This is a genomic window from Shinella sedimenti (assembly GCF_022601905.1).
Classification (GTDB): Bacteria; Pseudomonadota; Alphaproteobacteria; order Rhizobiales; family Rhizobiaceae; genus Shinella; species Shinella sedimenti.
Genome location: NZ_JAKVIN010000004.1, coordinates 338,517 through 362,485, shown reverse-complemented (window position 1 = coordinate 362,485; position 23,969 = coordinate 338,517). Strand labels below are relative to the sequence as shown.

The 23,969-nt window shown below is 63.5% G+C and carries 24 protein-coding genes; 12 read left to right on the top strand and 12 right to left on the bottom strand.

All coding sequences use genetic code 11. The features are described 5' to 3' along the window. Positions 1 to 77: 77 nt before the first annotated feature. Complete coding sequence (gene secA, locus MKI86_RS11940) at positions 78 to 2,798, bottom strand: preprotein translocase subunit SecA (RefSeq protein ID WP_241601110.1); 2,721 nt, start codon at positions 2,796 to 2,798, stop codon at positions 78 to 80. A 239-nt stretch (positions 2,799 to 3,037) separates the two neighbouring features. Between secA and MKI86_RS11935 the strand changes: the two genes are divergently transcribed. From MKI86_RS11935 to MKI86_RS11910, 6 genes are all read left to right on the top strand, one after another. Next, on the top strand, positions 3,038 to 3,937 hold the full coding sequence (locus MKI86_RS11935; protein WP_241601109.1) for a peptidylprolyl isomerase: 900 nt from the start codon (positions 3,038 to 3,040) through the stop codon (positions 3,935 to 3,937). 56 nt (positions 3,938 to 3,993) lie between these two features. Further along, positions 3,994 to 5,232: a bifunctional glutamate N-acetyltransferase/amino-acid acetyltransferase ArgJ gene (argJ, locus tag MKI86_RS11930; RefSeq protein WP_241601108.1), complete on the top strand. Its 1,239-nt coding sequence runs from the start codon at positions 3,994 to 3,996 to the stop codon at positions 5,230 to 5,232. A gap of 97 nt (positions 5,233 to 5,329) precedes the next feature. Continuing rightward, the gene (locus MKI86_RS11925; protein ID WP_241601212.1) at positions 5,330 to 6,088 is read left to right on the top strand and encodes a GNAT family N-acetyltransferase; all 759 of its coding nucleotides are present in this window, start codon (positions 5,330 to 5,332) and stop codon (positions 6,086 to 6,088) included. Continuing rightward, positions 6,085 to 6,507, top strand: coding sequence for an 8-oxo-dGTP diphosphatase MutT (gene mutT, locus MKI86_RS11920; RefSeq protein WP_241601107.1), 423 nt, complete (start codon positions 6,085 to 6,087; stop codon positions 6,505 to 6,507). Before MKI86_RS11925 ends, mutT begins: the two co-directional genes overlap by 4 nt. A 107-nt stretch (positions 6,508 to 6,614) precedes the next feature. Next, positions 6,615 to 6,932: a hypothetical protein gene (locus MKI86_RS11915; RefSeq protein WP_241601106.1), complete on the top strand. Its 318-nt coding sequence runs from the start codon at positions 6,615 to 6,617 to the stop codon at positions 6,930 to 6,932. A gap of 39 nt (positions 6,933 to 6,971) precedes the next feature. Then, positions 6,972 to 7,145: a Flp family type IVb pilin gene (locus MKI86_RS11910; RefSeq protein ID WP_241601211.1), complete on the top strand. Its 174-nt coding sequence runs from the start codon at positions 6,972 to 6,974 to the stop codon at positions 7,143 to 7,145. Positions 7,146 to 7,147: 2 nt separating this feature from the next. On the opposite strand, the gene MKI86_RS11905 is transcribed toward MKI86_RS11910, so the two are convergent. Then, positions 7,148 to 8,017: a methyltransferase domain-containing protein gene (locus MKI86_RS11905; protein WP_241601105.1), complete on the bottom strand. Its 870-nt coding sequence runs from the start codon at positions 8,015 to 8,017 to the stop codon at positions 7,148 to 7,150. 61 nt (positions 8,018 to 8,078) lie between these two features. Between MKI86_RS11905 and MKI86_RS11900 the strand changes: the two genes are divergently transcribed. From MKI86_RS11900 to MKI86_RS11880, 5 genes are read left to right on the top strand one after another with little or no spacing between them, the layout of a single operon-like run. Beyond that, positions 8,079 to 8,870 (top strand): ComF family protein, encoded by a 792-nt coding sequence (locus MKI86_RS11900; RefSeq protein ID WP_241601104.1) that lies wholly within the window; start codon positions 8,079 to 8,081, stop codon positions 8,868 to 8,870. Positions 8,871 to 8,903: 33 nt separating this feature from the next. Further along, a complete protein-coding gene (gene grxC, locus MKI86_RS11895) occupies positions 8,904 to 9,161 on the top strand; it encodes a glutaredoxin 3 (RefSeq protein ID WP_241601103.1) in 258 nt (85 codons plus the stop codon). A gap of 19 nt (positions 9,162 to 9,180) precedes the next feature. Further along, complete coding sequence (locus tag MKI86_RS11890) at positions 9,181 to 10,038, top strand: carbon-nitrogen hydrolase family protein (RefSeq protein ID WP_241601102.1); 858 nt, start codon at positions 9,181 to 9,183, stop codon at positions 10,036 to 10,038. Then, on the top strand, positions 10,035 to 10,463 hold the full coding sequence (locus MKI86_RS11885) for a DUF1178 family protein (protein ID WP_241601101.1): 429 nt from the start codon (positions 10,035 to 10,037) through the stop codon (positions 10,461 to 10,463). The genes MKI86_RS11890 and MKI86_RS11885 overlap by 4 nt, the downstream gene beginning before the upstream one ends. Beyond that, the gene (locus MKI86_RS11880; RefSeq protein ID WP_241601100.1) at positions 10,463 to 11,041 is read left to right on the top strand and encodes a DUF3291 domain-containing protein; all 579 of its coding nucleotides are present in this window, start codon (positions 10,463 to 10,465) and stop codon (positions 11,039 to 11,041) included. Before MKI86_RS11885 ends, MKI86_RS11880 begins: the two co-directional genes overlap by 1 nt. Here the strand turns inward: MKI86_RS11880 and ubiG are convergent, their stop codons facing one another. The 10 genes from ubiG to MKI86_RS11830 form a co-directional block, all read right to left on the bottom strand. Beyond that, positions 11,042 to 11,788, bottom strand: a complete 747-nt coding sequence (ubiG, locus tag MKI86_RS11875; RefSeq protein ID WP_241601099.1) for a bifunctional 2-polyprenyl-6-hydroxyphenol methylase/3-demethylubiquinol 3-O-methyltransferase UbiG — start codon at positions 11,786 to 11,788, stop codon at positions 11,042 to 11,044. It abuts the gene before it with no gap. A gap of 95 nt (positions 11,789 to 11,883) precedes the next feature. After that, the gene (locus MKI86_RS11870; RefSeq protein ID WP_241601098.1) at positions 11,884 to 13,311 is read right to left on the bottom strand and encodes a mannose-1-phosphate guanylyltransferase/mannose-6-phosphate isomerase; all 1,428 of its coding nucleotides are present in this window, start codon (positions 13,309 to 13,311) and stop codon (positions 11,884 to 11,886) included. Positions 13,312 to 13,473: 162 nt separating this feature from the next. After that, positions 13,474 to 13,881: a F0F1 ATP synthase subunit epsilon gene (locus tag MKI86_RS11865; RefSeq protein ID WP_241601097.1), complete on the bottom strand. Its 408-nt coding sequence runs from the start codon at positions 13,879 to 13,881 to the stop codon at positions 13,474 to 13,476. Positions 13,882 to 13,955: 74 nt separating this feature from the next. Then, on the bottom strand, positions 13,956 to 15,554 hold the full coding sequence (gene atpD, locus MKI86_RS11860) for a F0F1 ATP synthase subunit beta (RefSeq protein WP_241601096.1): 1,599 nt from the start codon (positions 15,552 to 15,554) through the stop codon (positions 13,956 to 13,958). A 26-nt stretch (positions 15,555 to 15,580) separates the two neighbouring features. Continuing rightward, on the bottom strand, positions 15,581 to 16,462 hold the full coding sequence (locus MKI86_RS11855) for a F0F1 ATP synthase subunit gamma (RefSeq protein ID WP_241601095.1): 882 nt from the start codon (positions 16,460 to 16,462) through the stop codon (positions 15,581 to 15,583). 116 nt (positions 16,463 to 16,578) lie between these two features. Further along, positions 16,579 to 18,108 carry a F0F1 ATP synthase subunit alpha gene (atpA, locus tag MKI86_RS11850; RefSeq protein WP_241601094.1) on the bottom strand — a complete coding sequence of 510 codons (1,530 nt, stop codon included), beginning with the start codon at positions 18,106 to 18,108 and terminating at the stop codon, positions 16,579 to 16,581. Then, positions 18,108 to 18,674 (bottom strand): F0F1 ATP synthase subunit delta, encoded by a 567-nt coding sequence (locus tag MKI86_RS11845; RefSeq protein ID WP_241601093.1) that lies wholly within the window; start codon positions 18,672 to 18,674, stop codon positions 18,108 to 18,110. The genes atpA and MKI86_RS11845 overlap by 1 nt, the downstream gene beginning before the upstream one ends. A gap of 260 nt (positions 18,675 to 18,934) precedes the next feature. Then, entirely contained in the window at positions 18,935 to 19,318 is a 384-nt protein-coding gene (locus MKI86_RS11840) for an AGROH133_08824 family phage infection protein (RefSeq protein WP_241601210.1), read from the bottom strand. Between the two features lie 103 nt (positions 19,319 to 19,421). Beyond that, positions 19,422 to 21,626, bottom strand: a complete 2,205-nt coding sequence (locus tag MKI86_RS11835) for a primosomal protein N' (RefSeq protein WP_241601092.1) — start codon at positions 21,624 to 21,626, stop codon at positions 19,422 to 19,424. 57 nt (positions 21,627 to 21,683) lie between these two features. Continuing rightward, positions 21,684 to 22,820 carry an AAA family ATPase gene (locus tag MKI86_RS11830; protein ID WP_241601091.1) on the bottom strand — a complete coding sequence of 379 codons (1,137 nt, stop codon included), beginning with the start codon at positions 22,818 to 22,820 and terminating at the stop codon, positions 21,684 to 21,686. Positions 22,821 to 22,980: 160 nt separating this feature from the next. Between MKI86_RS11830 and MKI86_RS11825 the strand changes: the two genes are divergently transcribed. Further along, positions 22,981 to 23,916, top strand: a complete 936-nt coding sequence (locus MKI86_RS11825) for a tyrosine recombinase XerC (protein ID WP_241601090.1) — start codon at positions 22,981 to 22,983, stop codon at positions 23,914 to 23,916. The last annotated feature ends 53 nt before the right edge of the window (positions 23,917 to 23,969 follow it).

Sequence of the window (23,969 nt, the reverse complement as noted above, 5' to 3'; positions counted from 1 at the left end):
GCCGGCACTGCGGAGGCCTTAACAGTGCACAAAAGAAAATGCCGCCCGAAGGCGGCATTTTCGAAGGATTTCAGCGATCAGGCCTGCTCGAAGGCACCATGGCAGTGCTTGTACTTCTTGCCGGAGCCGCAGGGGCACAGCTCGTTTCTGCCGACACGACCCCAGGTAGACGGATCGTCGGGATTGCGATCCTCCGCGGCAACGGCCATGAAGCCCGTCGCCTCACCGACATTGAACTCGTCCTCGCCGGTCGTGCCGTCGATGTGATGGCCCTCCATCGCCGGCGGCACCGGTGCCGGGGCATCGGCGGCCTGACGCACGAGTTCGACGCGCATCAGCTGTGCCGTTACCGTCTGACGCAGGTTGGCCAGGAGCGCCTGGAAGAGCTCGAAGGCTTCCGCCTTGTATTCCTGCAGCGGATCGCGCTGGGCATAGCCGCGGAAGCCGATGACGGAACGCAGATGGTCGAGATTGACGATATGCTCGCGCCACAGGTGATCCAGCGTCTGGAGCAGCACCGAGCGCTCGACATAGGTCATGATCTCAGGGCCGAAACGCTCGGCGCGGTCGGCGGCGGCATCGTCGGCAGCCTTGCGCAAACGCTCGAGAATGTCCTTCTCGTCGATGCCTTCCTCGGCCGCCCAGGCCTCGATGGGCAGGTCGAGATTGAGCTGTTCGAGAACGCCCGCCTTCAGGCCCTCGACATTCCATTGCTCGGCATAGGCGTTTTCCGGAATGTTGAGCTGGACGAGGTTCTCGACCACCTCATGGCGCATGTCATTCACGATCTCGGACAGGTTTTCGCTGTCCATGAGCTCGATGCGCTGCTCGAAGATGACCTTGCGCTGGTCGTTGAGCACGTCGTCATACTTGAGAAGGTTCTTACGGACGTCGAAGTTCCGCGCCTCAACCTTCTTCTGCGCGCGCTCCAGCGCCTTGTTGATCCAGGGATGGACGATCGCCTCGCCCTCCTTGAGACCCAACTTCTGCAGCATCGAATCCATGCGGTCGGACCCGAAGATGCGCATCAGGTCGTCCTGCAGCGACAGGAAGAACTTCGATCGGCCCGGGTCGCCCTGACGGCCCGAACGACCGCGCAGCTGGTTGTCGATACGGCGGCTTTCGTGGCGCTCGGTTGCGAGAACATAGAGGCCGCCGGCGGCCAGCGCCTCTTCCTTCAGCTTCTTCACCTCGGCAATGACGGCGCTTCGCTTGGCATCAAGCTCCGGGCCCGGCTCCATGTCGGCCAGTTCGCGCTCGAGACGCATTTCCAGGTTGCCGCCGAGCTGGATATCGGTACCGCGACCGGCCATGTTGGTGGCAATCGTGACCGCGCCGGGCACGCCGGCCTGCGAAACGATATACGCTTCCTGCTCGTGGTAGCGGGCGTTCAGGACCTGGAAGTCCTTGAAACCGGATTTCTTCAGGAGTTCGGCCAGAAGCTCGGATTTTTCGATCGAGGTCGTGCCGACAAGGATCGGCTGACCCTTGGCGCGGGCCGCCTTGATCTCTTCGATGATAGCCGAGTACTTCTCTTCCGCCGTCCGATAGACCTCGTCGTCCTCGTCGATACGCTGGATCGGCAGGTTGGTCGGGACTTCCACGACCTCAAGGCCATAGATGTTGCCGAATTCCTCGGCTTCCGTGGACGCCGTACCCGTCATGCCGCCGAGCTTGGAATACATGCGGAAGTAGTTCTGGAAGGTGATCGAGGCCAGCGTCTGGTTTTCCGGCTGGATCGTGACCTTTTCCTTGGCTTCCAGTGCCTGGTGCTGGCCTTCCGAATAGCGGCGGCCCGGCATCATGCGGCCGGTGAATTCGTCGATGATGACGATCTCGTCGTTGCGGACGATGTAGTCCTTGTCGCGGGTGAAGAGCTTGTGAGCCTTCAGCGCGTTGTTGATGTGGTGAACGATCGCGACGTTCTCTACGTCGTAGAGCGATTCACCCTTGAGAAGGCCGGCTTGGCGCAGCAGGTTCTCCAGCTTCTCCGTGCCGACTTCCGAGAAGTTGGCGGAGCGCTGCTTCTCGTCGATCTCGTAATCCCCTTCATCGAGCAGCGGGATGTAGGCATCAATGGTGGTGTAGAGATCGGAACGGTCGTCGAGCGGGCCGGAGATGATCAGCGGCGTGCGCGCCTCGTCGACGAGGATCGAGTCCACTTCGTCGACAATGGCAAAGAAGTGACCGCGCTGTACCATCTGGCCGCGCTCGTACTTCATGTTGTCGCGCAGATAGTCGAAGCCGAGTTCGTTGTTCGTCGCGTAGGTGATGTCGCAGGCATAGGCCGCGCGGCGCTGGTCGTCATCGATCCCATGAACGATGACGCCGGTGGTCAGCCCGAGAAAGCCGTAGATCTTGCCCATCTGGGCGCTGTCGCGGGTGGCGAGGTAGTCGTTGACCGTCACGACATGCACGCCCTTGCCGGCCAGCGCATTGAGATAGACGGGAAGCGTCGCGACGAGCGTCTTGCCTTCACCGGTCTTCATTTCGGCGATCGACTTCTCGTGAAGGATCATGCCGCCGATGAGCTGAACATCGAAGGGACGCAGGCCGAGAACGCGGAAGGCCGCTTCCCGCGCGACCGCAAACGCCGGCACGAGAATATCGTCCAGCGTCTTGCCCGCAGCGAGCTGCTCGCGGAATTCCACGGTTTTTGCCCTCAGCGCGTCGTCGGAGAGCGCTTTCGTCTCAGCTTCGAGCGCATTGATGGCATCAACGCGATTATTATAGGAGCGAACGCGGCGATCGTTCGAGGAACCGAACAACTTGCGGGCTAGGCCGCCAAGGCTGACCATCAGGATGGTCCTTTCTTTATGGGCGCCCCGGCGCGTGACAGGTCGCACGATAATTGCGCGCAAACCCGTGAAACGCCCGGAAACTGTTCTGGACGCGGGATTGCGTGACAGATAAGAGGGGGGTCGAATGATGTCAACGGCTCAGGCGGTTGCACAACTGCCACATTCTGGTGGTGTTGAGCGGTCTGGCACCGGATATCGACCCGATTCCGGCGAGGATGTGAAAGGTCTTTTTTCGTATGTTCAAGTACAGCAAGCTCGCAGCGGTCGCCCTGATCGCGATCGCCGCCGCCAGCACGGGTGCCCGTGCGCAGGACGCCGGCGCCGATCCGGTCGTCGCCAAGGTCGGCACCGTGGAGATCCATGAATCCGAACTCAAGCTCGCAATGGCCGGCCTCGACCCGCAGCTTGCCAACCTGCCGGAAGAGCAGAAGCGCGTGGCCGCGCTTTCCTCCATCATCGACGTCAAGCTGCTGGCAGCCGACGCCGACAAGGAAGGCCTGCGTGACAGCGCCGACTTCAAGCAGCGCCTTGCCTTCCTCACGGACCGCGAACTGCACAACGCCTATTTCAAGAAGCACGTCGTCGACGCCGTTACCCCGGAAGAGGTGAAGGCGCGCTACGACAAGGAAATCGCCGCCATCAAGCCGGAAGACGAGATTCATGCCCGTCACATCCTGGTCAAGACCGAGGATGAGGCCAAGGCCATCATCAAGGATCTCGATGCCGGCAAGGATTTTGTCGAAATCGCCAAGGAAAAGTCCACCGACCCGAACAAGTCGGAAGGCGGCGACCTCGGCTATTTCAGCAAGGGCCGCATGGTTCCGGAATTTGAAGAAGCCGCGTTCGCCCTCGAAAAGGGCGCCTATTCCAAGGTGCCGGTGAAGACCCAGTTCGGCTACCACGTCATCAAGGTCGAGGATAAGCGCAAGCAGCAGCCCCCGGCGCTCGACCAGGTCGAGCCGCAGGTTCGTCAGCTCGTCATGCGCGACAAGTATCTCGAACTGCTGGAAAAGGCCAAGACGGCAGCGCCCGTCGATATCCAGGACCCGGCATTGAAGACGGCCTATGACGCTGTCAACAAGCAGGAAGCCGAAGGTGGCGAAGACGCCGCTCCGGCTGCCGAAGGCCAGCAGTAAGAACACAATGGCCCGGTGGATCCCGCCGGGCCTCTTCCCACCGCAGGAAAAAAAGAATGTCCGGTTCGATCTCTCCGCTTGCCCCGAAAACCTATGCCGAAATGCCGCCGGTGCGCGGTGTGCGCATGGCGACCGCCGCCGCAGGGATCAAGTACAAGAACCGGACTGACGTGCTGATGATGGTCTTCGATCGCCCCGCGGCGGTCGCGGGCGTCTTCACCCGCTCGAAATGCCCTTCGGCGCCCGTCGATTTCTGCCGCGACAACCTGCCCGGCGGCGTCGCGCGCGCCGTTGTCGTCAATTCCGGCAATGCCAATGCCTTCACCGGCCGCAAGGGCCGCGAATCGACGAAACTTACCGCCGAAGCCGCGGCAAAGGCCGTCGGCTGCAAGGAGAGCGAAGTCTTCCTCGCCTCGACGGGCGTGATTGGCGAACCGCTTGATGCCACGAAATTCTCCGGCGTCCTCGATGGCCTCGCCACCTCGGGCACGGGCGACTTCTGGCTGGAGGCCGCCAAGGCGATCATGACCACGGATACCTATCCGAAGGTCGCCACCCGCACCGCCGAGCTCGGCGGCGTCACCGTGCGTATCAATGGCATTGCCAAGGGCGCCGGCATGATCGCGCCCGATATGGCAACCATGCTGTCCTTCGTCGTGACGGACGCTGATCTCCCCGCTGCGGTACTGCAATCGCTGCTCTCGGCCGGCGTCGGCAAAACATTCAATGCCATCACCGTGGACAGCGACACATCGACCTCGGACACGCTTCTGCTGTTTGCGACTGGCGCTGCGGCAGCCGACGGCCAGAAGGCCGTGACGGCGGACGACGCCACGCTCGATGGCTTCCGTGCCGCTCTCAACGATCTTTTGCGCGATCTCGCCCTCCAGGTCGTGCGTGACGGCGAAGGTGCGCGCAAGATGGTGGAGATCACCGTCGAAGGTGCGGAAAGCGACGAAGCCGCCAAGCGGATCGCGCTTTCGATCGCCAATTCACCTCTGGTCAAGACCGCCGTGGCCGGCGAAGACGCCAACTGGGGTCGCATCGTCATGGCCGTGGGCAAATCCGGCGAGTTGGCCGATCGCGATCGCCTTGCCATCTGGTTCGGCGATGTTCGCGTCGCCGTCGACGGCGAACGCGACCCTGGCTATTCCGAGGAAGCGACGAGCGCGATCATGCAGCGTCAAGATATCCCTGTTCGCGTCGAGATCGGCCTCGGCAACGGCCGCGCGACGGTGTGGACCTGCGACCTCACCAAGGAATATGTCGAGATCAACGGCGATTATCGCAGCTAAGCCATTTTCAGGAAATATGCGCAGCCGCACCATGTTCGTGGGGTTGCGCCAGACTAGAGGCCCGGACAGCGTGACCCTTTCGGGACAGAAGACCAAGATGATCGATCTTGCAAAAGTCAGGCGGCTGGAAGCCGTCGGCTTCCGTGCCTGGCCCGCCGCCACAGTGCTGTATGACGGGAGCTGGCTGTGCCGGCTGACCGCCGGCCACCCTTCACGGCGGCTGAACTCGATCAATCCGCTGGATCCGTCCGATTACCGCGATATTGCCATTCGGCTGGAAAAGGCGGCGAAGCGCTTTGCCGATTACGGCCGTCCGCTGCTAGTGCGTCAGACGCCGCTCACGCCGCCGCAACTGATTGCGTTCATGGACGATGCCGGCTGGATGGATATGGGTCGCACGGTCGTCATGATGGCCGATCTGGCCACCCTGCCCCGTGACGAAGGCCTCGATCATCTTCCGAGCCGTGATGTCGGCCGTTTCGTCGATGCGCGGCTGCGCGTGTCCGGCGACGACCCGGCCTTGAAGCCCGGCCTGACCGAGATCATCAACGCCATCAAGCCCGAGGCCGGCCTCTTCATCTTCGAGGAACCGGGCTTCGGCCCGACCGCGGTGACCATCGCGGTACAGGACAACGACCTCGTCGGCATCCTGCAACTCGGTGTCGCCGAGGAACGGCGCGGCCAGGGCCTCGGCACAGGGATTCTTCACGCAAGCCTGCGCTGGGCGAAGCTCAAGGGCGCGCGCCATGCCTGGGTGCAGGTGGAGGCCAACAACACCGCCGCGCTCGCGCTTTATCGCCGTGCGGGCTTCCAGGACGTTTATGAGTACAGCTATCGGGAACCGGCGAGCGTATGACCGAAACGATCGAACAGCCCCGCCGTATCCTGCTCGTAGCCGCCTGCGCGCTCGTCGACGCGGACGGGCGCGTGCTTCTGGCCCAGCGCCCCGAGGGCAAGTCGCTGGCCGGCCTTTGGGAGTTTCCCGGCGGCAAGGTAGAGCCGGGCGAGACGCCCGAGGAGACGCTGATCCGCGAGCTCGACGAGGAACTCGGCATTCGCACGAAGGTGGCGTGCCTCGCGCCGCTCACCTTTGCGAGCCACACCTACGACGATTTTCACCTCCTGATGCCGCTCTACATCTGCCGCCGCTTTGAAGGCACGGCGCATGGACGCGAGGGACAGGCCATCAAGTGGGTGCGGCCGAAAGCGCTGCGCGATTACCCCATGCCCCCCGCCGACGAGCCCCTCATTCCCTTCCTGATGGACCTGCTCTGAGCCGTTCATTAGAATTTAAGTGCGAATTTTCAGTCTCCGTTAAGCAATCGTTTAGCAGCCTCGTTCAAATAATGCCGTGAACGTTGCAATGCCTGCGAGATCCTGTGATGCGTGACGAAGACTTCTGGAAAACCGTTCAGGAGAAAGATTTCACGCCGGCCGGCGATACCCGGACTGGCGCGTTGAATCTGGCTCTGCTTTTCGGGACAGCCGTGATTGCGCTGGCGCTCGTCCTGACACCCGTGCTGTCAGCCAAATCGGACAAGCGCATGATGGCGAATGTCCCCGATGAATTCGACATGATCTCGACGGGCTCCATCCCGACGGACGGAGCCAAGCGCTACACAGTGCGCCGCAGCGTGCTTCAGGAAATGCCCGGCGCCGTCTGCATCGTCAACGGCTCGGGTGCCAGCGGCGGCTGCTGAGAGCGAAATTCATGCGCAAGGGGCGCGGGGATAGGAATGATGACGAGACTGCTGAAATCGTTCCTGTCCGCCGAACATGGCGCGACCGCTGTGGAATACGGCCTGCTTGCAGCCCTCATCTCCGTCGGCATGCTCGTCGGCCTGGGCTCCTTCTCCGACACGCTCGAGAACACTTTCATGATGCTCAGCGAGAAGATCGACCCCACCAAGTGAGGTCACTTGCCTCCGCCCTGCTTGAGCGCGTCCGCAAGCCGCATCGTCGCCGAACCCGGCTTCAGCGGCTTCTGCTGGCTTTCATGCGGCGCCCAGCCCGAGACATAGATGATCGAAAAGGTCGCCCTGATCCGGCCGTCGGGGTCTGAGAAGCGTTCGGCATACAGTTCCGCCGCGCGCAGCAGGACACCGCGTGCCAGCGGCCGCCGGCTGCGGCCGGACAGCGGGTTCGCCATGCCCATGGCGCGCAGATCCTTCATCAGCGGAAAGAGCGAATCGTAGCGCACCGTATAGGTTTCCTTGTCCGTCACCGGCAAGGCAAAGCCGCCGCGCTGGAGCAGGGCCCCGACATCCCGCACATCCGGAAATGGAATGACGCGCGGGCTGGCGCCGCCGGAAATCTCGCTTTCGGCCGCCAGCAACACCTCTCGCAGTTCCTGCAACGTGCCGCTGCCGGGAATGGCGGCAAGGAAAAGGCCATCCGGCTTCAGCGCCCGTCGGATCTGTACGAAAACGCCGGGCGTGTCATTCGTGAGGTGCAGAGCCAGCGGCGACACGATGAGATTGACGGATTGCGGCGCAAGCGGCACCGTTTCGAGCGCAGAAACGGTTACAGGCTCCCCTGCGGCCGAAAACCGCCGGTCGCTCTCCACGCGCTCGATGGCATCGACCTTGCCGGTACCGGCAATCGCCCGCGCCACGGCTCCGGTATGACCATGGAGCTCCACCGCCTTCTCGAAACGGCGGTCGATCACGCTCAGCCGCTCGGCAAATTCCTCCGCGACGATGTCGAGCAGGAAGTCCGCCGGGCCGCTGCGAAGGGCGCGCAACCGGTTGGTGTCGATGAGGGCATGGTCGAAGAGCGTTTCCATTGCAGCAATCCTGTTCGGAATTCCTTCGCTTTGGCCGGCAAGTGCGACTATTGTCAACCGCATGGGCGAAATAGAGGCCGAGGCATTGCCGGCAGTCCCGCTCCGGCAGGCCCTTGCCCGCCGGATGAAAGCCTTCGCGGGTGCGGCTCTCGACGTCATATACCCGCCCGCCTGCGCCGGATGCGGCCGCCTGCTCGGCACGGGTGCGGGGCTTTGCGCACACTGCTGGTCGCGGCTTGCATTGATCGAGCGCCCCTATTGCGAAGTGCTCGGCACACCCTTTTCCCACGATCTCGGCCCCGGCATCCTCAGCGCCGACGCTATCGCCCATCCGCCGCCCTTTGACCGGCTGCGCTCCGTCGCTCTCTATGACGACCTCGCCCGCATCCTCGTCCATTCGCTGAAATATCGCGACCGCACGGACCTCGCTCCCATGATGGCACAATGGATGCTGCGCGCCGGCGACGGCGCGGTCGGAGCCGCCGATGTTATCGTGCCGGTGCCGCTGCACCGCTTGCGGCTGGTCTGGCGCAAGTTCAACCAGGCGGCGGAACTTGCCCGCTCGCTCGGCGCGCTGTCCGGTAGGCCCGTTCTCATCGATGCGGTGCGCCGCACGAAACGCACACGCCGCCAGATCGGGCTCAACCCGCGTGCCCGCGAGGAGAATGTCCGTGGCGCCTTCGCGATCACCACCGCAGGCCGCGAGGCCCTGTTCGGCAAGCGTGTCGTTCTGGTAGATGATGTCTATACCACAGGCGCCACCATTGCCGCCGTCGCGCGCACCCTCAAGCGCGCGGGTGTTGCCGACATCACGGTTTTGACCTTTGCAAGGGCGCTTCCGGGACCTATATAAAGCACGGTTTTTCCGAGTATTGGAGCAGAAAGCATGGCCCCGGTCGTCATCTACACGCGTCAGTTCTGCGGCTATTGCAGCGCCGCCAAGAAGCTTCTCGAGACAAAGGGCGTGGCCTACAAGGAGCATGACGCGACCTATGCACCGGATGTGCGCCAGGAGATGATCAAGCGCTCCAACGGCCGCAACACCTTCCCGCAGATCTTCATCGGCGAGCGCCATGTCGGCGGCTGCGACGATCTGCATGCCCTCGAGCGCGCCGGCGAACTCGACGCGCTTCTCGCCGCCTGAACCGGCACAGGAGCCCGCCATGACCGTGACGATCGCCGCAATCCAGATGTGCTCGGGCACCGATCCCGTCCGCAACGTGGAAACGATGCAGCGCCTCGTGCGCGAGGCTGCCGCCAAGGGCGCGGTCTATGTCCAGACGCCGGAAATGACCGGCGCCATCCAGAAGGACCGCCAGGGCCTGCGCGCTATCCTGCGCCCGGAGGCCGACGACCTCGTGGTCGCCGCCGCCGCCGACCTTGCGCGTGACCTCGGTATCCATGTTCATGTCGGCTCCACGGCCATCGCACTCGCCGACGGCAAGGTCGCCAATCGTGGCTTTCTCTTCGGCCCCGATGGCAAGCGCATCTGCAGCTACGACAAGATCCACATGTTCGATGTCGACCTCGACAATGGCGAAAGCTGGCGCGAGAGCGCCGTCTACACGCCCGGCAACGTCGCCCGCATGGCGGACCTGCCCTTCGCAAAGCTCGGCTTCGCCATCTGCTACGACGTGCGGTTTCCCGAACTCTTCAAGGCACAGGCACAGGCCGGCGCCGAGATCATCTCCGTGCCCGCCGCCTTCACCCGACAGACGGGGGAAGCGCATTGGGAAACGCTGCTGCGCGCACGCGCCATCGAGAACGGCGTCTACATCATCGCTGCCGCGCAGGCCGGCGTCCATGAGGATGGCCGGGAGACCTTCGGCCATTCGATGATCATCGATCCCTGGGGCCGCGTGCTCGCCGCTGCAGGCGGCACGGGCGAGGCCATCGTGCTCGCCGATATCGATACGGGCGCCGTGAAGGCTGCCCATGACCGCATTCCCAACCTGCGCAACGGGCGGACCTTCACGCTCGAGACGGCTTCTGCCTCCGCCAAGGGGGGCGTTGCCGCGTGATCCGCTACGATCTCTCCTGCGACAACGGCCACGCCTTCGAAGGATGGTTCGGCTCGGCGGATGATTTCGACCGCCAGCAGAAGATGTCGCTGGTCTCGTGTCCCGTGTGCGGCTCCACCCATGTTGCCAAGCGCCTCATGGCCCCCTCCGTGTCGACCGCCCGCAAGAAGGAGCGTCGTCAGGAAATGGTCATGCAGGCCGGCCAGAAGGAAATGGTCGCCAAGCTGCGGGAGATCGTTTCGACGATCCGCGCCAATTCCGAGGATGTCGGGGAGCGCTTTCCCGAGGAAGCCCGCAAGATCCATTATGGCGAGGCCGAACAGCGGGGCCTCATCGGCCAGGCAACACTGGACGAGGTGCGCGACCTCCTGGAAGAGGGTGTCGAGATCGCGCCGCTCCCGGTACTGCCTGACGACACGAACTGATGCGCGGTCACCACCTCGCCGTCTACAATTTCGGCATTCACCTCGATGAATATGAAAGCGAGCGCGTCGCGGGTTTTCGCCTGCGCGAACCTTTCAACTTCGAGGCGGCGAGCCGGGCGGAAGGCTATATCGGCCGCTCGGGCTATGACGAGGTGCCGGGGCCGGAAAGCTGGGGTGAGAAGGTCTATCCCCGCTTCCTCGCCGGCAGCGGTTTCCAAGACGCGCCATCATCGCTTTCCCTCTGGTCCAGCCTCGAAAGCCTCATGGCCTTCACCTATGACGGTGTGCATGCCGATGCGCTCAAGCACGCTCGCAACTGGAACCAGAAACAGGCGTGGCCGGCTCTGGTGCTCTGGTGGGTGAGGGAAGGCGCACGGCCTGTGTGGGCAGATGGAGCGGAACGTCTGGAGCATCTCGCCGACCATGGGCCGACGCCCCGCGCCTTCACCTTCAAGAAACCGTTCTGCCCCGATGGCGAACCCGTCATCATCGATCGGGATCGCGTAAAGGCCATCGGTTCGCGCAATGCCGTGGGCCAGCGAGAACTGCTGGCTGGCGTGCGGCTGCTCGAACCCTGATCAGGCCGGCCGACGCGCCACCAGCATGTAGTTGACGTCCATGTCCTTGGACAGGTTCCACTGGTTCAGCAGCGGGTTGAAGAAAACCCCGGTGCGGTCGGTCACGGTGAGGCCGGACGCTGTCAGCGGCTTTTCGATCTCTTCCGGGCGCACAAGCTTTTCATATTGATGCGTGCCGCGCGGCAACCAGCGCAGTACGTTTTCGGCCGCGAAGATCGCGAGCGCTGCGGCCTTCAGCGTACGGTTGATGGTCGCCACGAACGTCATGCCGCCGGGGCGCACCATCGAGGCGCAGGTGGTGAGGAAGAAGTCGACGTCGGAAACGTGCTCGACCACCTCCATGTTGAGCACCACATCGAAGGTCTCGCCGGCCTCGGCCAGGGCCTCGGCCGTCACCGCGCGATAGTCGACCGCAACGCCGCTTCCGGCCGCATGGGCCTTTGCAATGCCGATGTTCTTTTCCGAGGCATCCGCGCCCAGCACCTCGGCCCCCATACGCGCCATCGGCTCGGAAAGCAGCCCGCCGCCGCAACCGATATCGAGGATGCGAAGCCCCTCCAGCGGGCGATGGGCGGTGGGATCGCGACCGAACTGCGCGGAGACGAGATCGCGGATGTAAGCGAGCCGCACCGGGTTGAACTTGTGCAGCGGACGGAATTTGCCGGTGGGATCCCACCACTCCGCCGCCATCGCGGAAAAGCGGTCGACTTCCGCCTGGTCGATCGTCGTGCGGGCTGCCTCGCTCATGGCCGTCTCCTTCGCGTGGATCTATACCCGTGAAGTCGTCCTACCGGCCCAAGTTGTCAAGAGGACGATATGAAGCGCCCCTGCTGGAGACGGTCTCAGCCGCGGCCGAACTCGTCTTCGATGCGGATGATATCGTCCTCGCCGAGATAGGATCCGGTCTGCACCTCGATCAGTTCCAGGAGGATTTTGCCGGGATTGGCGAGCCGGTGCAGCTCGCCCTGCGGAATATAGACCGACTCGTTTTCCCTGAGCGCGATGGTCTTGTCCCCGATCGTCACTTCCGCGGTGCCGCGTACCACGATCCAGTGCTCGGAGCGGTGGTGGTGCTTCTGGAGGGACAGCCGCTTGCCCGGCGTCACGAAAAGGCGCTTCACCTGGAAACGCTCGCCGTTCAGCACGGACGTATAACCGCCCCAGGGCCGGTAGGCGGTGGGGTGCGTCTCCGTCAGCTTCTGCGTCTTGGGCAGGCTGGCAAGCTGCTTGACGAGCTTGCCGACATTCTGGCTGTCCTCCAGTCGGCCGACATAGACCGCATCCTCGCTGGCCACGACGGCGATATCGTCGAGCCCCTGCACGGCGACATGAATATCGCGTGAGATGATCAGCGAGTTGCGGGTGTCGAGCACTGTCGTACTGCCATCAGCGACATTGCCGGCCTCATCCCGCTGGCCGATCTTCCAGACGGAATCCCAGCTGCCGAGATCAGACCAGGAAATCGGCGAGGGAACGACGGCGGCAATGGGTGTCTTTTCGAAAATCGCGTAATCGATGGAGATATCCGGCGCCCGTGTAAAGGCCGCCTCGTCGAGCCGCTCGAAATCGAGGTCGTGATGCGCCTTGTCGACGGCCTCCTGCGCGGCTGCCAGCACCTCCGGCGCATATTGCTGAAGCTCACGCAGGAAAAGCCCGACGGGCAGCATGAACATGCCGGAATTCCAGAGATAACCGCCTGCCGCAAGCATCTCGACGGCCTTGTCGCGGCCCGGCTTCTCGACGAAGCGGCGCACGGCGTTCGCACCGTTGCCGAGATCCTCACCGATCTCGATATAGCCATAGCCCGTGGCAGGCTCGTTCGGCGTGATACCGAACGTCACCAGCCGGCCGGCTCTCGCTGCGACGGCTGCCTTGTCGATACAGCTGAAATAGGTCGAATCGGCATTGATCTCGTGATCCGAGGCGAGCACCTGAATGAGCGCGTCCTCGCCGTACTTGCGTGCAACGACCGTTGCGGCTGCGGCAAGCGCCGGCGCCGTGTTGCGCGCAACCGGCTCCAGAAGGATGGAGGCGAGGGAAACACCGGCAGTACGGGCCTGTTCGGCGACGAGAAAGCGGAAATCACTGTTCGTGATCACGACAGCCGGCTCATAGCGTGCGGTATCAGAGACCCGCGCCAGCGTTCTCTGGAACAGCGTGGTCTCGCCGAGAAATTCGAGGAACTGCTTGGGAGCCGATGCGCGAGACAGCGGCCACAGGCGGGTGCCCTTGCCGCCAGCCATGATTACGGGCACGATCTTGCTGCTCATCATTCCTCCCGGTGAAGCGGCGGTGCCCATTCTATTGGGTCGTCCTGTCCGATATCTTCTTAATCGCCGTGCGCGCAAACAGCAAATGCCGCGACTCAGACAACATGATCGCAACAAAAAACCCGCCGGGGGCGGGTTCGATGTCTTGCGATGGGCGCAGGATCAAACGGGAACGACGATGCCGCGCAACGTGGTGAGTTCCGCCAGATAGCTTTCGATACCGAACTTGTGTTCGTCCGTCGTTGCCTGCGACAGCTCGGCACGAGCCGTTTCAACGCGACGCGCGATCTCATCGGCATTGAAGTCATCGACATGGACTGCGGATTCCGCAAGCAGCGTGCAACCGGTCGGGACGATATCCGCGAAACCGCCAAAGACCACATAGCGATCCTTCTTGCCGTCCGCGAACTTTACGGTGACGACACCCGGCTTGATCGTCGTCATGGTCGGCGCGTGGTTGGCCATGACGGTCATCTCACCCTCGGTCGCCGGAATGACGACTTCGCTGACGCTGCCGGAAACCAACAGGCGCTCGGGAGAAACGAGTTCAAAGTTGAAGTTGTCAGCCATGACCATTCACTTTTTCTGATTTCATACGGCCGGGAAGATTGGCGGGCGCGCCCATCGGGCGCCCGCCAAAAACATCAAGCAGCTTCAGCAGCCAGCTTCTTGGCCTTCTCGATGGCTTCTTCCATGGAACCGACCATGTAGAAGGCGGCCTCCGGAAGGTGGTCGTACTCGCCGTTGACGAGGCCCTTGAAGCCCTTGATCGTGTCTTCGAGAGCAACCAGCTTGCCCGGCGAACCGGTGAAGACTTCGGCCACGAAGAACGGCTGCGACAGGAAGCGCTCGATCTTACGGGCGCGGGCAACGGCCAGCTTGTCGTCTTCCGACAGTTCGTCCATGCCCAGGATGGCGATGATGTCCTGCAGGGCCTTGTAGCGCTGCAGCGTCGTCTGGACCTTACGGGCGACTTCGTAGTGCTCTTCGCCGACAACCATCGGGTCGAGCATGCGCGAGGTCGAGTCGAGCGGGTCAACGGCCGGGTAGATGCCCTTTTCGGCGATCGAACGCGACAGAACGGTCGTGGCATCCAGGTGGGCGAACGAGGTGGCCGGCGCAGGGTCGGTCAAGTCGTCGGCGGGAACGTAGATGGCCTGAACCGAGGTGATCGAGCCCTTGGTCGTGGTCGTGATGCGCTCCTGCATCTGGCCCATGTCCGTGGCGAGCGTCGGCTGGTAGCCCACGGCCGACGGGATACGGCCGAGCAGAGCCGACACTTCGGAACCTGCCTGCGTGAAGCGGAAGATGTTGTCGACGAAGAACAGAACGTCCTGTCCCTTGTCGCGGAAGTCTTCAGCGATGGTCAGACCGGTCAGGGCGACGCGTGCACGCGCGCCCGGCGGTTCGTTCATCTGGCCGTAAACGAGGGCAGCCTTGGAGCCTTCGCCGCCGCCGTGCTTGTTCACGCCCGATTCGATCATTTCGTGGTAAAGGTCGTTGCCTTCGCGGGTACGTTCACCCACGCCAGCGAATACCGAGTAACCACCGTGTGCCTTCGCGACGTTGTTGATCAGTTCCATGATGAGAACGGTCTTGCCAACGCCGGCGCCGCCGAACAGGCCGATCTTGCCGCCCTTTGCGTAGGGAGCGAGAAGGTCCACGACCTTGATGCCGGTGACCAGGATCTGGGCTTCCGTGGACTGCTCGACGTAGGACGGTGCTTCCTGGTGGATCGCACGCTTACCGGAGGTGACCAGCGGGCCGGCTTCGTCGACGGGCTCGCCGATGACGTTCATGATGCGGCCGAGCGTTTCCGGGCCGACCGGAACGGTGATCGGAGCGCCCGTGTCGGCAACGGCCTGGCCGCGGACGAGACCTTCGGTCGAGTCCATGGCGATCGTGCGAACGGTGTTTTCGCCGAGGTGCTGGGCGACTTCGAGAACGAGGCGGTTGCCGTTGTTGTCGGTTTCCAGCGCGTTCAGGATCTGCGGCAGTTCACCGTCGAACGAAACGTCGACGACAGCGCCGATGACCTGCGTCACGCGACCGGTTGCAACAAAAGCAGCCGGAGCCGCAGCCTTCGTGGAGGCCTTGGTGGCAGCGGCCTTCGCAGCCGGTGCCTTTGCGGCCGGAGCCTTGGTTGCTGCGGCTGCGGCCGGAGCCGCCGCTGCTGCGGCCGTCTTGGTCGCAGCCGGCTTCTTTGCCGCTGCGGTGTCCTTCGGGGTAGCTGCCTTAGCCATGTCTCTTACCCTCTTTGTCCTGGTCCTTAGAGCGCTTCAGCGCCCGAGATGATTTCGATGAGTTCCTTGGTGATCTGAGCCTGGCGCTGACGGTTGTAGTTGAGCGTCAGCTTGTTGATCATTTCACCAGCATTGCGGGTCGCGTTGTCCATGGCGCTCATCTTGGCGCCCATTTCGCCGGCGACGTTCTCGAGCAGGGCCCGGAAGATCTGGACGGAAATGTTGCGCGGGATGAGATCGCCGAGGATCGCGGCGGCATCCGGCTCGTAGTCGTAGATCGCGGTCGCGCCGGTCGTCTCCGCCACGGCCACCGGAGCGGAAGCGGGGATAAGCTGGAGCGCGGTCGGGATCTGCGAGATGACCGACTTGAACTCAGAATAGAACAGCGTGCAGACGTCGAACTCGCCCTTCTCGAACAGACCGATGACCTTGCGGCCCACCTGGTCGGCGTTCTCGAAACCGATGCGCTTGACTTCACGCAGGTCGACGCGGTCGATGATCAGCGAAGCGTATTCGCGCCGCAGGATATCGAAGCCCTTCTTGCCCACGCAGATGATCTTGACCGTCTTGCCGCTCGCCAGAAGCTTGCGGGTATGGTCACGCGCCAGACGAGCGATCTGCGAATTGAAACCGCCGCACAGGCCACGCTCGGCCGTGCAGACGACGAGCAGATGAACCTGGTCCTTGCCCGTGCCGGTCATCAGCCGCGGCGCGCTATCGTCCTGGCCGACGGCCTGGGCGATATTGGCGAGAACCGCGCTCATGCGCTGCGAATAGGGCCGGGCAGCCTCGGCCGCTTCCTGGGCACGCCGAAGCTTCGCCGCGGCGACCATTTTCATCGCCTTGGTGATCTTCTGCGTCGCCTTGACGGAGGCGATCCGGTTTTTCAGATCCTTAAGTGAAGGCATCCGTTTTCCGTCCTGTAGCACGATCTCCCGGACAGGTGTCGGGGATGGTCATGCGTCAAATCCAAAAGCTCGGAGCACCTGCGCGCTTCGGGCGCGCAGGGCTGTAACCGTCAGCCTCAGCCGAAGGTCTTGGCGAAGGAGTCGAGAGCAGCCTTGAGCTTGCCCTTCGTGTCGTCGCTGATCGCCTTGTCGGTGCGGATGGCATCGAGGATCGCCTTGCCTTCCGAACGGAAGTAGCCGAGCAGACCCTGCTCGAACTTGCCGACGTCGGAGACAGCGATCTTGTCGAGGTAGCCGTTCACGCCGGCGAAGATCACCACGACCTGCTCTTCCGTCTTCAGCGGCGAGAACTGCGGCTGCTTCAGGAGTTCGGTCAGGCGGGCACCGCGGTTCAGCAGGCGCTGCGTTGCGGCATCCAGGTCCGAGCCGAACTGGGCGAAGGCTGCCATTTCGCGATACTGGGCGAGTTCACCCTTGATCGAGCCGGCGACCTGCTTCATCGCCTTGATCTGTGCGGACGAGCCGACGCGGGAAACCGACAGACCGACGTTAACGGCCGGGCGGATACCCTGGTAGAACAGGTCCGTTTCAAGGAAGATCTGGCCGTCGGTGATCGAGATCACGTTGGTCGGAATGAACGCCGAAACGTCGTTACCCTGGGTTTCGATAACCGGCAGAGCCGTCAGCGAGCCAGCGCCCATGTCGTCGTTGAGCTTTGCAGCGCGCTCGAGGAGACGCGAGTGCAGGTAGAAAACGTCGCCCGGGTAAGCTTCGCGGCCCGGCGGGCGGCGCAGCAGGAGCGACATCTGACGGTAGGAAACGGCCTGCTTGGAAAGGTCGTCGTAACCGATGAGGGCGTGCTTGCCGTTGTCACGGAAGTATTCGCCCATCGCGCAGCCGGCGAACGGTGCGAGATACTGCATCGGCGCCGGATCGGAAGCCGTTGCGGCAACGATGATCGAGTACTGGAGAGCGCCGCGCTCTTCGAGAACCTTCACGAACTGGGCAACCGTCGAACGCTTCTGGCCGATAGCGACGTAGACGCAGTACAGCTTGTCGCCGTCCGGGCCGTTGTCGTGGATCGCCTTCTGGTTCAGGATCGTGTCCAGGATGATAGCGGTCTTGCCGGTCTGGCGGTCGCCGATGACGAGCTCGCGCTGGCCGCGGCCGACCGGGATGAGGGCGTCGATGGCCTTCAGGCCGGTCGACATCGGCTCATGAACCGACTTGCGCGGAATGATGCCGGGAGCCTTGACGTCAACGCGGGCGCGCTGCTTGGCATTGATCGGGCCCTTGCCGTCGATCGGGTTGCCGAGCGCATCGACAACGCGACCGAGCAGTTCCGGACCGACCGGAACGTCAACGATGGCGCCGGTCCGCTTGACGGTGTCGCCTTCCTTGATGTCACGGTCCGAACCGAAGATAACGACACCGACGTTGTCGCTTTCCAGGTTCAGCGCCATCCCGCGGATGCCACCGGGGAACTCGACCATTTCACCGGCCTGGACGTTGTCGAGGCCGTAAACGCGGGCGATACCGTCACCGACGGAAAGCACCTGGCCGACTTCAGAGACTTCCGCCTCTTTGCCGAAATTTTTGATCTGATCTTTGAGAATTGCGGAAATTTCCGCGGCGCGGATATCCATCAGCCGACCTCTTTCAGTGCAAGCTTAAGAGTAGAGAGTTTGGTGCGAAGGGACGTGTCGATCTGGCGCGATCCCACCTTGACGATCAGACCACCGAGAATGGACGGGTCGACGGTGACGGCAATCGCCACGTCTTTGCCGGTGACGCCTTTCAGCGCCGCCTTCAATTCTTTTTCCTGCGCTGCGGTCAGCGCATGGGCCGAAGTGACGTCGGCCGTGATTTCGCCGCGGGCACGAGCCGCGATGACGCGGTAGGCCTTGATCATGCCCGGGACGGCGAAGAGGCGGCGATTTGACGCAACCACCTTGAGGAAGTTTGCCACGAGGCCCGTGATGCCGGCCTTGGCGGCAACGGCGGAAATGGCCTTGGTCTGATCTTCGGCGGAGAAGACGGGGCTGACGATCAGCCGCTTGAGGTCGTCGCTTTCGTCGATCAGGGCCTGGAAACGGTCGAGATCGGCACCGACACTGTCAGCCGAACCGGCTTCCTGAGCAAGGTCGAAAAGCGAGGACGCATATCTTTCTGCAACACCGGAAACGAGCTGGGATGTGTCTGCCACGGGCACAAGCTTCTCTTCTTTTCATCCAGAGTATTGGTCAGTAGCGGAGCTACGGCCCTAACACGCTGAAATCGTTGCTGTAATCTTCAGCTCCCACAGGCGTTGACGCCCGCTTTTTCTGAATTTCGCGGTTCGTCTAGCATAGGAAACCCGGACTCGCAACACGCCGGACGCAGGAATGCGCCATAAGTCGGCCACAGTCGGGGCGAAACTTCACTGCGCGACGTGTGTTCGTCTGTCTGACGACACGAAACGCCGCTTTTGGCTCAGATGAAGCCGAATGCATATCCGAGCGGAAGCGCAGCAAGCACTGCCTGGACTGCAAGCACGAGAAGGTTCTTCAGGCTGAAGGAACCGTCCGACGCAAACGAGACGATGCGGCCGAAGGCGGCAAGTGCAAAGCCCCCGCCGATCGCCATGTAGATCCAGCTCTGCGCCATCATCAGCGCGACGATGGAAAGTCCGGCATAGAAGCCGCCGGCCGAGCGCACGAAGGCTGTCCCTTCCCGGCTGGCGTCCTGGCGCTGCAGGCCCGCAAGCCGGAGCGCCGTGCCCGGGGCAAACAGTCCAAACAGTCCGATAAGTCCCGTCACGACGGCCGCACAGAAGGCCAGAAACTCGCCTGTCTCGGTGGGGATGTAGAATTCCATCATAGGGGCCTCCGTCGCTTTGCGCGCATCTTCTATCGCATGGCGCAGCGGGCCGCAGAAGCCGGCGAAACGTCTGCGCACAATTCTTTGTTAACCATGTCCCTCACAGGAAGCTCTGCGGATCGATGTCGAGCTGAACCTGGATCGACGCGCGTTCCTTCGGGCCGTTGGCGAGCATGGCGCGCAGGAAGGCCTGCATCTCGCTTCCCCGCCGGCCGTGTACCAGCAGGCGAAAGCGATGGCGACCGCGCACAAGCGCCAGCGGCGCTTCCGCAGGTCCCAGGATGGAGATGCCGTCCGCATGGGGGGCCGCCTGCCGAAGGCCGCGCGCATGCGCTTCCGCCTCGTTTCGGCTGTCGGCCGAGACGATGACGGAGGCGAGCCGGCCGAAGGGCGGCAGAAGCGCCTTTTCCCGTTCGCCGATCTCTCGGTCGTAGAAGGCCTGGGCATCGCCGGAGACGATAGCCTGCATCACCGGATGCGTCGGCTGATAGGTCTGAATGAGGCCATGGCTCTTGAGGCCGGAGCGGCCCGCGCGGCCCGTGACCTGTGACAGCAGCTGGAATGTGCGCTCGGCAGCCCGCGGATCGCCGTTCGAAAGCCCGAGATCCGCATCCACCACGCCGACCAGCGACATCAGCGGGAAATTGTGCCCCTTGGCGACAAGCTGCGTGCCGATGACGATATCCGCCTCGCCGCGCGCGATCGCTTCCAGTTCCAGTCGCAGCCGCTTTACCCCCATCAGGTCAGAGGAGAGCACGATGGTCCGCGCCTCCGGGAAATGCCGCTCGACCTCCTCCGCGATGCGCTCGACACCCGGCCCGCAGGCCGCGAGATGGTCGAACGTGCCGCATTCGGGGCAGGCCTCCGGCGTGCGCTCGGCATAGCCGCAATGGTGGCACTGGATCTGTCCGCGGAAACGATGCTCCACCAGCCAGCTCGAGCATTGCGGGCACTGGAAGCGATGGCCGCAGACCCGGCAGAGCGTCAGCGGCGCATAGCCGCGCCGGTTGAGGAAAAGCAGCGCCTGCTGTTCCTTCTCGATGGTGCGGGCGATGCCGCGCAGCATGATCGGCGAGAGAAAGCCGCCGCGCGCCGGGGGATGGCGGCGCATGTCGATGAGATGCAGATCCGGCAGTGCCGCATCGCCGTAGCGCGTCGGCAGATGCAGCTTCCGGTATCGTCCCGTATCGCTGTTGACGCGGCTTTCCACCGACGGCGTTGCAGAAACGAGTACGGCCGGAAAATCACCGATGCGCGCCCTGACAACGGCCATGTCGCGTGCATTATAGAAGACACGGTCTTCCTGCTTGTAGGCGGGGTCGTGCTCTTCATCAACAATGACGAGGCCCAGATTCTCGAAGGGCAAAAAGAGCGCGGAGCGCGCGCCCGCGACCACCCGCACATCGCCTGTCGTCACCTGCCGCCAGACTTTTTCGCGGGTGCGCGGCGCCAGATCCGAATGCCACTCCGCGGGCTTGGCACCAAACCGGTCCTGGAAGCGTTCGAGGAAGCTCGCCGTCAGCGCGATTTCCGGCAGCAGGATCAGCACCTGCCGGCCCTTCCGCAGCGTCTCGGCAATCGCCTCGAAATAGACCTCCGTCTTGCCCGAGCCGGTAATGCCATCGATCAGGGAAACGGAAAACTCGCCCTTGCGCACGCTCTCGACGAGTTCGGCCGCACTATCCGTCTGCGGCCCTTCCAGCCTCGGCGCAACATAATCCGGGTCGGGCGGCGCCACGACGGGCGGCGGCGGCAGGAAGACCGTTTCGAAGGTGCCTTGCTTGACCAAGCCGTCGACCACGCTCGTCGAGGTGCCCGAGGCATGGGCAAGCCCCGAACGCGTCCAGGGAATGCCGTCCTCCACCAGCTCCAGCACGCGCTCGCGTGCGCTGGTCAGGCGCTCCGGCCGGTGGCCGGTGAAGCGCAGCCCCTCGATCATCGGCTCTGGGTCGAAAGCGGTCGGCGCGCGCAGCGCCATGCGCGTCACCAGACCGGGCGGTGTGACGGTGTAGGCAGAAACCCAATCGAGGAAATCACGCATTTCCTTCGACAGCGGCGGGCAATCGAAGACCTTCTCGATCGGCCGGAGCTTCTTCGGATCGACCTTGCCGTCATCACCGCCGTCCCACACGACACCCGGCACCAGCCGCGGTCCAAGCGGCACTTGCACGATGGAGCCCGGCTGAACGGCCATGCCGTCGGGCACCGTATAGGAATAGGGCACGGGCGTTGGCACCGGCACCATGACGGGCACCGTGCGCGGAAAGAGTTTGTCTCCGAAAAGGTCGGTCGAATCGCTGCTCATTTCCCGCGACCATGCCCCCATGACCGCGCGAAGAAAACCGCAAAGATGAAGCCGCCCTCAATCGTCATCGTCAGCCATTGCGCCGGTCAGCCGCATGCCGTCGATCCAGGTCGCGCCGTCATTGCGCACGACCCGTTTCGCACGCACCCCGCAACGCGCCTCCACCTCGGCGGCCAGCCGTTCGGAATGGGTGACGATCCACAGCTGGCTCGTCTGCGCCGCCTGGGCGATCATTTCGGCAAGCGGCGAGAGCATGTCCGGGTGCAGGCTCGCCTCCGGCTCGTTGAGCGCAATCAGCGGCGGCGTGCGATAGGAAAGCAGCGCGGCGGCAAGCGCAAGGAAGCGGATCTGCCCGTCGGACAATTCGCGCGGCTGGAAAACACGCTGGGGAAACTGCGGGAAGGTCAGCCCGTAGGAGGCGAATTCCTCCGGCTCCGGCACCGAAAGCTGCGCGCCGCCGAAAGCATCCGCCACCGCCCGGTCGAGATCGACCGTGTCCTGCCGCGTCCATCGAAGCGTCGCGAACACCGCCGCCATATTGGCCCCGTCCTGATCAAGCAGCGGGGCGGTAACGGCCAGGCAAGGCTGGCGCAGCGCCGAATCGCGGTCCGACCGGAAGCCGTGGAAGAACCGCCATTGCAAGACGGCCCGGCGGAAGGTGCCGATTTCAGGATAGTGCCCGGCATCGCCAAGCAGCGCGACGGCCGTTTCCGACGTCAGCGCCTGTTCGGGATATTCGACCAAACGGCCGTTTTCATCCCGCACCATGATGCCCGGCCCGGCCCGCTTCATCACCGTGACAGGACGGCGCCCGGTCTCGATCGACAATTCTTCCGCCTTGACCTGCGGCTCGAAGGCGAAGCCCGCGGCCGCCTTCGGCGGACGCAACCCCGCTTCCACGCGATAGCGGAAGGTAATCGCCCGTTCCTCGTCGAGCAGCTCGGTTTCCAGCCGGATGCGTACCGGCTCGTTTGCTCGCCGCTTGCCGGTCCACAGTGCCGAGGCCATGCCGCCTTCCGCCGCGATCTCGTAGGCGAAGTCGCCGCGCACGGCAGCCTGCACCAGTTGCAGCGAACGGTAGAGGTTCGATTTTCCCGCGCCGTTTTCGCCAACGAACAGGTTCACCCGCCCAAGATCCATGCGGATCGCGCGCAGCGAGCGATAGTTTTCGGCAGACATGGAACGCAGCAGCATGGACCTATCCGTTTCGGTGGACGCACGTTTTAGGATCGGCTTCGTGTCTACAGGAAGGCAGGCCGCTTTGGCGAGCGCCGTAGCCGAACGTTAGCAGATCCCTAACGCAAATCGCCGATCCTGTGACAAACGCCCCCGGGCTATTGCCAAAGGCAGGGACATGACCGAGCTTCTCATCATCGCCGATCCCACGCTCATGAACGAGCGGCAGGCTTGGCTTGCGGCGCTTGCCGGAGAACGCCGCCTTTCGGCCAATACGCTGGACGCCTACGAGCGCGACACCCGTCAGTTCCTCGCCTTCCTGACCGGGCATATCGCTGCACCCGCCAGCCTGAAGGACATTGGCAACCTGCGGCCGGCGGACCTGCGTGGCTTTCTCGCCGCCCGGCGGCGCGACGGCGCGGGTGCCCGCACGCTTGGCCGCGGCCTTGCCGGTTTGCGCTCTTTCCTGCGCCATCTCGAGCGAAAGGGCCTCGCCAATTCCGCCGGCGCGACCGCCGTACGCTCGCCGAAACAGCCGAAGTCACTGCCCAAACCGCTCTCCGACCGGCAGGCCATCGCCGTCGTCGATGCGCATGAACAGCTCGCCGAAGAGCCATGGATCCGCACCCGTAACGCCGCCGTGCTCGCCTTGCTGTACGGTTGCGGGCTTCGCATCTCCGAGGCGCTGGCGCTGACACAAGCCGATTTTACGGGAAGCCCGACATCACTGCGCATCACAGGCAAGGGTGGCAAGACACGCATCGTGCCGCTCATCGCCCACGCCCGCGCGGGCGTGGAGGATTACATCAAGCTCTGCCCCTTCCCGCTCGGCGACGACAGGCCGCTCTTTCGCGGCGCGCGCGGCGGCCCTTTGCAGCCGGCCATCATCCAGCGCGAAATGCAGAAGATGCGCGGCGCGCTCGGCCTGCCGGACAGCGCGACGCCCCATGCTCTGCGCCATTCCTTCGCCACCCATCTTCTGGCCGGCGGCGGCGACCTGCGCACCATTCAGGAATTGCTCGGCCACGCCAGCCTTTCCACCACGCAGGTCTATACCGGCGTCGATTCCGCGCGCCTCCTCGAAATCTACGATCGCGCCCATCCGCGGGCCTGATCCGTTAAGAGATTCGTGAGAACCCCGAGACTAGGGTCGCCGCAAAATGCAGG

What these genes read in the sequence shown, in the direction of transcription:
- secA (WP_241601110.1), bottom strand. Translation starts at nt 2,798, where the DNA reads ATGGTCAGCCTTGGCGGCCTAGCCCGCAAGTTGTTCGGTTCCTCGAAC.
- MKI86_RS11935 (WP_241601109.1), top strand. Translation starts at nt 3,038, where the DNA reads ATGTTCAAGTACAGCAAGCTCGCAGCGGTCGCCCTGATCGCGATCGCC.
- argJ (WP_241601108.1), top strand. Translation starts at nt 3,994, where the DNA reads ATGTCCGGTTCGATCTCTCCGCTTGCCCCGAAAACCTATGCCGAAATG.
- MKI86_RS11925 (WP_241601212.1), top strand. Translation starts at nt 5,330, where the DNA reads ATGATCGATCTTGCAAAAGTCAGGCGGCTGGAAGCCGTCGGCTTCCGT.
- mutT (WP_241601107.1), top strand. Translation starts at nt 6,085, where the DNA reads ATGACCGAAACGATCGAACAGCCCCGCCGTATCCTGCTCGTAGCCGCC.
- MKI86_RS11915 (WP_241601106.1), top strand. Translation starts at nt 6,615, where the DNA reads ATGCGTGACGAAGACTTCTGGAAAACCGTTCAGGAGAAAGATTTCACG.
- MKI86_RS11910 (WP_241601211.1), top strand. Translation starts at nt 6,972, where the DNA reads ATGACGAGACTGCTGAAATCGTTCCTGTCCGCCGAACATGGCGCGACC.
- MKI86_RS11905 (WP_241601105.1), bottom strand. Translation starts at nt 8,017, where the DNA reads ATGGAAACGCTCTTCGACCATGCCCTCATCGACACCAACCGGTTGCGC.
- MKI86_RS11900 (WP_241601104.1), top strand. Translation starts at nt 8,079, where the DNA reads ATGGGCGAAATAGAGGCCGAGGCATTGCCGGCAGTCCCGCTCCGGCAG.
- grxC (WP_241601103.1), top strand. Translation starts at nt 8,904, where the DNA reads ATGGCCCCGGTCGTCATCTACACGCGTCAGTTCTGCGGCTATTGCAGC.
- MKI86_RS11890 (WP_241601102.1), top strand. Translation starts at nt 9,181, where the DNA reads ATGACCGTGACGATCGCCGCAATCCAGATGTGCTCGGGCACCGATCCC.
- MKI86_RS11880 (WP_241601100.1), top strand. Translation starts at nt 10,463, where the DNA reads ATGCGCGGTCACCACCTCGCCGTCTACAATTTCGGCATTCACCTCGAT.
- ubiG (WP_241601099.1), bottom strand. Translation starts at nt 11,788, where the DNA reads ATGAGCGAGGCAGCCCGCACGACGATCGACCAGGCGGAAGTCGACCGC.
- MKI86_RS11870 (WP_241601098.1), bottom strand. Translation starts at nt 13,311, where the DNA reads ATGAGCAGCAAGATCGTGCCCGTAATCATGGCTGGCGGCAAGGGCACC.
- MKI86_RS11865 (WP_241601097.1), bottom strand. Translation starts at nt 13,881, where the DNA reads ATGGCTGACAACTTCAACTTTGAACTCGTTTCTCCCGAGCGCCTGTTG.
- atpD (WP_241601096.1), bottom strand. Translation starts at nt 15,554, where the DNA reads ATGGCTAAGGCAGCTACCCCGAAGGACACCGCAGCGGCAAAGAAGCCG.
- MKI86_RS11855 (WP_241601095.1), bottom strand. Translation starts at nt 16,462, where the DNA reads ATGCCTTCACTTAAGGATCTGAAAAACCGGATCGCCTCCGTCAAGGCG.
- atpA (WP_241601094.1), bottom strand. Translation starts at nt 18,108, where the DNA reads ATGGATATCCGCGCCGCGGAAATTTCCGCAATTCTCAAAGATCAGATC.
- MKI86_RS11840 (WP_241601210.1), bottom strand. Translation starts at nt 19,318, where the DNA reads ATGGAATTCTACATCCCCACCGAGACAGGCGAGTTTCTGGCCTTCTGT.
- MKI86_RS11835 (WP_241601092.1), bottom strand. Translation starts at nt 21,626, where the DNA reads ATGAGCAGCGATTCGACCGACCTTTTCGGAGACAAACTCTTTCCGCGC.
- MKI86_RS11830 (WP_241601091.1), bottom strand. Translation starts at nt 22,820, where the DNA reads ATGCTGCTGCGTTCCATGTCTGCCGAAAACTATCGCTCGCTGCGCGCG.
- MKI86_RS11825 (WP_241601090.1), top strand. Translation starts at nt 22,981, where the DNA reads ATGACCGAGCTTCTCATCATCGCCGATCCCACGCTCATGAACGAGCGG.